At 65.4% G+C, this 7,983-nt stretch carries 6 protein-coding genes and 3 pseudogenes; all 9 read left to right on the forward strand.

The features are described from left to right. Nucleotides 1-479 (forward strand): annotated as a pseudogene (locus NF20_RS26740) (IS30 family transposase); the annotation flags it as partial. A 612-nt stretch (nucleotides 480-1,091) separates the two neighbouring features. Then, nucleotides 1,092-2,546 (forward strand): group II intron reverse transcriptase/maturase, encoded by a 1,455-nt coding sequence (gene ltrA, locus NF20_RS20725; protein WP_033711551.1) that lies wholly within the window; start codon nucleotides 1,092-1,094, stop codon nucleotides 2,544-2,546. Continuing rightward, nucleotides 2,434-3,120: an IS30 family transposase gene (locus tag NF20_RS20730; protein WP_371869947.1), complete on the forward strand. Its 687-nt coding sequence runs from the start codon at nucleotides 2,434-2,436 to the stop codon at nucleotides 3,118-3,120. The genes ltrA and NF20_RS20730 overlap by 113 nt, the downstream gene beginning before the upstream one ends. A gap of 431 nt (nucleotides 3,121-3,551) precedes the next feature. After that, nucleotides 3,552-4,565 (forward strand): annotated as a pseudogene (locus NF20_RS20735) (IS256 family transposase); the annotation flags it as partial. A 116-nt stretch (nucleotides 4,566-4,681) separates the two neighbouring features. Continuing rightward, nucleotides 4,682-5,731 (forward strand): tyrosine-type recombinase/integrase, encoded by a 1,050-nt coding sequence (locus NF20_RS20740; RefSeq protein WP_007172498.1) that lies wholly within the window; start codon nucleotides 4,682-4,684, stop codon nucleotides 5,729-5,731. Next, on the forward strand, nucleotides 5,728-5,946 hold the full coding sequence (locus NF20_RS28455; RefSeq protein WP_033717462.1) for a hypothetical protein: 219 nt from the start codon (nucleotides 5,728-5,730) through the stop codon (nucleotides 5,944-5,946). The genes NF20_RS20740 and NF20_RS28455 overlap by 4 nt, the downstream gene beginning before the upstream one ends. Continuing rightward, a complete protein-coding gene (locus tag NF20_RS28460; RefSeq protein WP_255343487.1) occupies nucleotides 5,937-6,440 on the forward strand; it encodes a hypothetical protein in 504 nt (167 codons plus the stop codon). The genes NF20_RS28455 and NF20_RS28460 overlap by 10 nt, the downstream gene beginning before the upstream one ends. After that, nucleotides 6,410-7,660, forward strand: coding sequence for a tyrosine-type recombinase/integrase (locus NF20_RS28465; RefSeq protein WP_255343488.1), 1,251 nt, complete (start codon nucleotides 6,410-6,412; stop codon nucleotides 7,658-7,660). Before NF20_RS28460 ends, NF20_RS28465 begins: the two co-directional genes overlap by 31 nt. 46 nt (nucleotides 7,661-7,706) lie before the next feature. Then, nucleotides 7,707-7,925: pseudogene (locus tag NF20_RS26750) on the forward strand (transposase); the annotation flags it as partial. Nucleotides 7,926-7,983: the final 58 nt, after the last annotated feature.

Below are 7,983 nucleotides of genomic sequence, written 5' to 3' on the forward strand. Positions count from 1 at the left end.
TCGGTCGAGCGCCGTCGACGATTTCGAGGGAGCTACGGCGCAACGCACCAGCCGGCCGCGGATATCAGCCCTTCGATGCCCACCGGCGAGCCACCGCGCGACGAGCACGTCACCACCGCCGTCGGGTCGACACCAACGACCAGCTCGGTAACGCGGTCGCCGAGCTGCTTCTTCAGCGTTGGAGCCCCCAACAGATCAGCCGTCACCTCCGCCACCGCTTCCCCGATGATTCATCGATGTGGTTATGCCACGAAAGCATCTATCAAGCTGTCTATCAACCGAATTCACGTTTCATGCGGCCCTCGCGATTAGCGCCGCACCGACGCTCACCGCTGCGCACCGGTCGAGATCACCGCCGAGCGCATCACCGCCAGAGTTGCCGGCGGCCGCGGTTCCAGCAGCCGATGCTCACCATCCACGACCGGTCCTTCTCGGCTGTCGACCGGTCTGAAGCCGGCCACTGGGAAGGCGACCTTGTGCGCCACGAGGCGCTGTGTGACCGAGCGGAGGTGAGAGACCTGCGCCGTTGTGCTGTCGCAGCAGCGTAACGAAGCTGGGGGCAGCCTGGACCGGGAGACGCCGGCGAGGGTGGTAAGCAGCCCCGACAACGACGGGACAGGCCGGCACTACCGGATGGCCTGGGTCCGGCAAGCATGAGGAGAAGGTGTACGCGAGGAACCAGTGTTTTAACGCCTCTCAAGTCTCCCGCCAGCTCTAACCCGGTGGATTCGGGCTGGTCTGCGATGCGCACCAACACCACTGGCGTCTCGGTGTTGGGAACTCCGGCTGCGGTTTAGGTCGCTGCCGCTGGAGGCCACGGTGAATGCCTGCGGCGTAGCCGTGGCGATATCGCAGGGGCATAGCTGGGCACCTCCCTCCTCGAGCGGTCAGCAGTGAACGTGGGAACCATCGCGAGGCTCCCGTGTCGTCGTCCTCAGCCGAGGGCGCCGAATCCGGGTTGACGCGTCGTCTGTCGATGGCCACGCGGTGGGGCGGAGGGGCCGTAGTAGTCCGAGCGGGGGAAAGCCTCGTGCATGGCGAAGGGCCCCAGCGGAATTGATGCAGCGAACACGACACGAACGGAGGCACTGGTGAATACCGGTGAGCTGTCATGGCCCGATCCCGATCAGGCGGCATGGCAGGTACGACAGATGCAACGCAAGCTGCACCACTGGGCGGTCGAAGATTCCGACCGCCGCTTTGATGATGTGTTCAACCTCGTCCACCACCCGGACTTTCTCACCGTCGCGTGGGAACGGGTGCGGGGCAACAAGGGCGCACGCTCAGCCGGTGTCGACCGGCTGACTCCTGCGTCCATAACCGGAGATGCCGAGACGGTGGCGTTCCTGAGCCACGTTCGAACCGAACTGAAGGCACGGACATTTGCTCCACTTCCGGTGCGGGAGATACTCATTCCCAAACCAGGGAGCAGCAAACTCAGGCGGCTCGGTATTCCCACGGCGATGGACCGCACGGTTCAAGCGTCGTTGCTGTTGGTGTTGGAGCCGATCTTCGAGGCGGATTTCGAGCCGGTCAGTTACGGTTTCCGTCCCCGACGTCGCGCTCAGGACGCGATCGCCGAGATACATGCTTTGGGGACCCGGAACTATCACTGGGTCTTCGAGGCTGACATCGCGGCGTGTTTCGACGAACTGGCTCACTCCGCCATCATGGAACGAGTACGCACGCGGATCGTCGACAAGCGGGTCCTGGCCCTGATCAAGGCATTCCTGAAGGCGGGCATCATGTCTGGCGACGGAACGGTCAGGGAATCTGATACCGGCACACCCCAGGGTGGCATACTCTCACCGCTGCTGGCCAACATCGCTCTGACGGTGTTGGACGCACATTTCCGTGTGAAATGGGATGCCCATCGGACATCTCAGCGGCGAGATGCCCATCGCAAACGTGGCGGGGCCACCTATCGGATCGTCCGCTATGCCGACGATTTCGTGATCATGGTGGCCGGAACCAAAGCGCACGCGGACGCATTATGGGACGAAGTCGCGGATGTCATTGCCCCACTGGGGCTACGGCTATCCGTGGAGAAGACCCAGGTATGCCACCTCGACGAGGGGTTCGACTTTCTCGGATTCCGCATCCAGCGGCGCCGCAAGAAGGGCACGAACAAGGCAGCTGTCTACACCTACCCGTCGAAGAAGGCGCTGCTTTCGATCATGACGAAGGTGCGGGCGCTGACCAAGAAGGCACGTCATCATGGCCTTGCTGATCTCCTCGGACGCCTCAACCCGGTGCTCCGAGGATGGTGTGCGTATTTCCGTCACGGTGTGTCGAAGGCAACCTTCGGATACCTCGATTCCTTTGCCTGGCATCGGGTCACCCAGTGGCTGCTCAAACGGCACAAGCGGATCACGTGGGCGGAGCTCTACCGGCGGTTCCTGACCGGAAGGCCAGGCAATCGTCCGCAAGAGAATGGGATCGTCATGTTCGATACCACCACCGTTCCGATCACTCGGTATCGGTGGCGGGCGAGCAACATCCCCACACCGTGGACCAGCACAGCGGCGACCTCGGTCCCCGCATAACGGTGGCAGTCCGTGGAGCGCCGGATGCGACGAGAGTCGCACGTCCGGTGCGGAGGGCGGGCCGGGGAAACGGGCCAGGAGCAATCCCGGCACCGCGCCCCGGTCCGACCCCTACATCATCGGTAATAACCACCTCTCGGCGATCGGCACTCTGGTCGAACGCCAGACCCGGATGCTGCGGTTGGTGCATCTGCCTCGCAGTGACGCCGACTCCCTGCACGCGGCCTTGGTGGCCCGCATGAAGGATCTGCCACCCACGCTGATGCGGTCGATCACCTGGGACCAGGGCACCGAGATGGCGCGCCACCTTGCCACCACCGACAAGCTCGGCGCGCCCGTCTACTTCTGCGACTCCAGATCACCCTGGCAACGCGGCACGAACGAGAACACCAACGGACTGCTGCGCGACTACTTCCCGAAGGGCGTCACCCTCATCAGCCACCCGCCGGAGCAGTTGTTGGCCGTCGAACACGAACTCAACCATCGCCCCCGCATGGTCCTCCAAGACCGTTGCCCCGCCGATCTATTCGCTGCCCTGTTAGTCTCGAGTGATCCGTCGGTGTTGCGACGTTGAGTAGAACCCACCCCGTCGAAAAGGGGTCAATTTTCGGCCGCCGTTGACAGCGGTTGTGCTAAGTAGTTGGGTGAGGGCGAATCGCTCTACACCCGAGTCGATTCCAGCCAATCTTTGACGTCATCCAGTAACCATCGACGGTGCCGATCGCTAAGCCTGAGGTGATGTGGACCAGGCGCATCAATCCCACGTTCCCGCCTGGCCGCCCATTCATGCAGCGTTGAGACCGGAACTCCGGTCATCGCTCGAACTTCATGAGCGGTGAGCATGACCGACGCATTTTCTATCGTCATCGTCTCCAACCCCAGTTGCGTCCAGCAGAGTGGTGTACGAGCCGGTGATGACCGGCGTGTCGTAGCCGGATGAATGAAGGTCATCGCGTGATTCTTCGAGGGACCGACCAAAGTCACTCGAGCAAAGGAATCAACGCGATGACCATTGCCCACGATATCGACCTGTCTGCCGTGCTGGCCGAACGACTCACCACCACGCACCCTGATGTGCTGCGCGAGTTGTTGGCCGCCTTCATTCACGCCCTGATGGGCGCCGAAGCCGACGCGGTGTGCGGTGCCGGCTACGGCCAGCGCAGCAGCGAGCGCACCAATTCCCGCAACGGGTATCGGCACCGCGAGTTTGACACCCGCGCAGGCACATTGGATCTGGCGATTCCCAAGCTAAGGCAAGGTTCGTACTTCCCGGACTGGCTGCTGGAACGGCGCAAACGCGCCGAGCGGGCCCTGACCACGGTGGTGGCTACCTGCTACCTGCTGGGCGTTTCGACGCGGCGGATGGACAAACTCGTCGAGACTCTGGGCATCACCAGCTTGTCGAAGTCCCAGGTCAGCGTGATGGCCAAAGAGCTCGACGCCGCGGTCGAGGCGTTCCGGACCCGGCCACTGGATGCAGGCCCGTACACGTTCATGGCTGCTGACGCCCTGGTGCTCAAGGTTCGCGAAGCAGGCCGGGTGGTCAACGTGCACGCGCTGATCGCCACCGGGGTCAACGCCGAGGGCTACCGCGAAATCCTGGGCATCGACGTCACCACCGCCGAGGACGGGGCCGGCTGGCTGACCTTCCTGCGGTCGCTGACCGCCCGCGGCCTATCAGGGGTCCGTCTGGTCACTTCCGACGCCCACGCCGGTCTGGTGGCCGCGATCGGCGCCACCCTGCCTGGGGCATCGTGGCAACGGTGTCGCACCCACTACGCCACCAACCTGATGGCCATCACTCCGAAATCATCGTGGCCGTGGGTACGCACACTACTGCATTCGGTCTTCGATCAACCTGACGCCGGTTCCGTTGCAGCCCAATATGACCGCATCATCGACGCACTGGCCGACAAGCTCCCCAAGGTCGCCGACCACCTCGAAGACGCCCGCGCCGACCTGCTCGCCTTCACCGCCTTCCCCAAACAAATTTGGCGGCAGATCTGGTCCAACAACCCACTATCCGTTAACCGGCTCTCCGGGGACACGGTTCGGGCTGCAGCGTGAGGTTCACGCACAAGCGCTGAGCACGGATGGATGCTGTCTGCATCTCGGTGGGGGAAGGCGGAGCGGCGATGCGGGTACTCAAGAGCGACAGCGGATATGTCCTGGAGGGCGACTGGGACGGGCAGGACGCGGTGAACGCGTTTCTCAACCATTTGGCGGGACGGGGGTTCAGCGCGGCCACGGTGCGGGCCTACGCATTCGACGTCGCCAATTTGAGCCGGTTCCTCGTCCAGCAAGCGGTCGGGCTCGCCGCGGTCGATGCGCCGTTGGTGTTCGACTGGATCGACTGGCAAGGCGTCCGCCGAACGGACCAGCCCACCGGCGGTCACCGCTCGTCGACCCCGCCGGCAGCTTCGACGGTGAACCGCCGGGTCGCGGCAGTGCGCGCGTTATTCGAGTATCTGGTGATGACCGGTGTCTGCACCGACAATCCGGTGCCGTCGCCGCGGCGGGGACAGGGGCTGCGCCAGTCGCAGCGGGGGTTGCTCGGTCATCTGGGTCCCGGGCGTGCACGCAGTGGCGGTAGGTTGGTGCGTCAGCCGCAGCGTCTTCCGGAATCGTTGTCCACCAACGATGTCGACGCGTTCCTGGCGACACTGGCAACGCACCGGGACCGGGCGATGGTGCTGGTGATGCTACTCGGAGGGCTGCGTTCGGCCGAGGCGCGTGGCCTGCTGCTCGCCGACGTCGATATGGGCCGGCGCCGGCTTCGGGTGATCGGCAAGGGCGGCAAGGAACGTCATGTCCCGGTCGATGCGGCGTTCTTCACCGAGCTCGCCGCCTACCTGCGATGGGAGCGGCCGCCGGGGTTGGCGACGCCGCAGTGCTTCGTAGTGCTGCGCGGCCCGACGACCGGTGCACCGGTCAGCGAGGCCGGGCTGCGCAGCCTGTTCCGTCGGCACCGGGAGACCTCTGGCGCCACAAGAGTCCGCCCGCACCGTTTACGGCATACCTACGGCACCGAATTGTCGGCGGCCGGAATCGATCTGCTGGCGTTGCGGGCGTTGATGGGGCATGTCTCGCCGGAGACCACGGCCCGCTACGTGCATTTGTCGATCGAGCAGCTCGCCGCCGAATACGGTGCTGCTCGTGCGACGTTGGCCGGAGCCCGGCAGTGACCACGGTGTTGGTCGGCCAACCCGTAGGCGCCGACGAGGTGGTGGCGGATTATCTCGACCACGTCGCCACCCTGGGTTTGAGCGGGCGGGCGGTACGCGACCGGATTCGGATCGCTCGCGACTTCACCGCACGCCACCGCGACCTGCACGCCTGGATGACGCTGCCGGCAGCCGAGCGGATCGCCGAGATACGGGACACCGGGGCGTGCCGCTGATCTGTCACACGATCGGCACCGGCCGGTTACGGCTGGACGTCGAGCTGGCCGCGGTCAAACAGTTGACCGGCTGGGCCGCGCAGTGGAGGACCGGATCCGAGCGGATTCGCCGCGTTGCGGAATGCGGGAATTCGGTTGGGCTGGAGGAGTTCCTGGTCGAGACGGTCCTCGGCGAATGTCTGGCGGTAGTGCTGGCACACCACGGCGGAATGGTCGCCGACCTGACCGGCGACGCGCTCGACGACTTCGACGCCGCGCTGTCACGTACCGTGGTGCCGCCATCGTCGCGGCGGCATACAGGGGCGCTGGCCAGCCTGCGGCAGCTGTTGTTCGAGACCGCGGTCATCGACACCGCGCCGAAACGCCGGCGGTGGGCCCGTAGCCTCGAGCAGCGCTTCACCGAGGTGGAGATGCCCGACCCGATCCGTCAGACGTTGCTGCGCTACATCGGCGTGCGCGCGGCGTGCTGCGGCCCAAATCGGTCGAGTCGCTGATCAACGACCTGCTGCCCTTCGCCGAATACCTCACCGCTCACCATCCCGACGTCATCAGCCTGCGTGAACTCGACCGGAGCTGCATCGAGGGCTACCTGAAATGGAATCGCACCGGGGCTGGCGTGGTCAGCGCGCCGCCGCGGCGCCGGGCGCACCGTCTCGGCCGCGGTGGCCCAGTCGGCAGTGCTCAGTCTGCGCAACCTGCTCGACGACATCACCGCCTGGGCCTGGCGCAGGCCCCACCACGGCGGTTGGTATTCGCCGCCGACGTCCCCAAACTCGACCAGCCGTTGCCACGCGCGCTAGCACCCGATGTGGACGCGGCAGTGATGAACGCCGTTGCCCACCTGCAGGATCCGTTCGCCCGCATCGGCCTGACCGTGCTGCGTGGTGCCGGCCTGCGGGCGGGGGAACTGCTCGACCTCGAACTGGGCAGCATCATCGACTACGGACCGGCCGGAACCTGGCTGAAGGTGCCACTGGGCAAGCTCGCCACCGAACGCATGGTCCCGCTCTCCGCCGCGACCCTCGCCGCGCTCGACGAGTGGGTCGCCCTCCGCGGCACGCACCGGCCGCTGCCGCACCCACGCACCGGCGTGCTCACCGACTTTCTGTTCACCCGGCACGGACGCCGCCTGGGCTACACCCGGCTGCGCAACGGGCTGCTCACCGCCGCTGAATCCGCCGGGTTGCACCGTCCCGACGGCGGCGTCCTGATGGTCACTCCACATCAGTTGCGCCACACCTGGGCCACCGAACTCGCCAACGCCGGGATGAGTCTGCAGGCCTTGATGTCCTTACTCGGGCACGTCACTCCACAAATGACGATCCGCTACGCCACCCTGGCCTCGCCCACCCTGCGCGCGGCCTACGACGAAGCGATGGGCAAGATGCGCCGCCAGTTCACCCTCACCCCGGTCGGCAAACCGATCCTGCCCGACAAGGTCGGCTGGCTGCACAGTGAAATGCTGAAAACCCGCGTTGCACACGGATACTGCGCTCGCCACGAATCCGCGGGCGCGTGCCCTTATGCCAACATCTGCGAAACCTGCGACAACTACGTCACCGCCCCCGAATTCCGCGACACGCTCACCGACCAACTCGCCGACGTCCAGGCCCTCAGAACCGACGCCGAGTGCCGCGGCTGGACCGACGAAGCCGCCCGCCACGACCGCGTCGCCCACGCCCTTACCGACCACCTCCAGCGCCTCGATCGATGAACATCCCACCCCGACGGGTTGACCCGCCCCCGAGGGCCGGATAAAAGAACGACTCAACAAGGAAATCCGCCGGCGCACCGACGTCGTCGGAATCTTCCCCGACCGCAACGCCCTAATCCGCCTCGTCGGCGCGGTGCTGGCCGAACAACACGACGAATGGGCCGAATCCCGCCGCTACCTCGGCCTCGACGTCCTCAGCAAATCCCGCGCCGACCACACGCCATCAACAGAACAGGAGGACACCCCGGCGGCACTGACCGCCTAAACCACCAAGTCGAAGAATCACACGACGACGTCGTACACCACGTCCCTGGACTTGACCT

Source organism: Mycobacterium sp. MAC_080597_8934 (assembly GCF_000523975.1).
GTDB lineage: Bacteria > Actinomycetota > Actinomycetes > Mycobacteriales > Mycobacteriaceae > Mycobacterium > Mycobacterium avium.

What these genes read in the sequence shown, in the direction of transcription:
- NF20_RS20740 (WP_007172498.1), top strand. Translation starts at nt 4,682, where the DNA reads ATGCGGGTACTCAAGAGCGACAGCGGATATGTCCTGGAGGGCGACTGG.
- NF20_RS20730 (WP_371869947.1), top strand. Translation starts at nt 2,434, where the DNA reads ATGGGATCGTCATGTTCGATACCACCACCGTTCCGATCACTCGGTATC.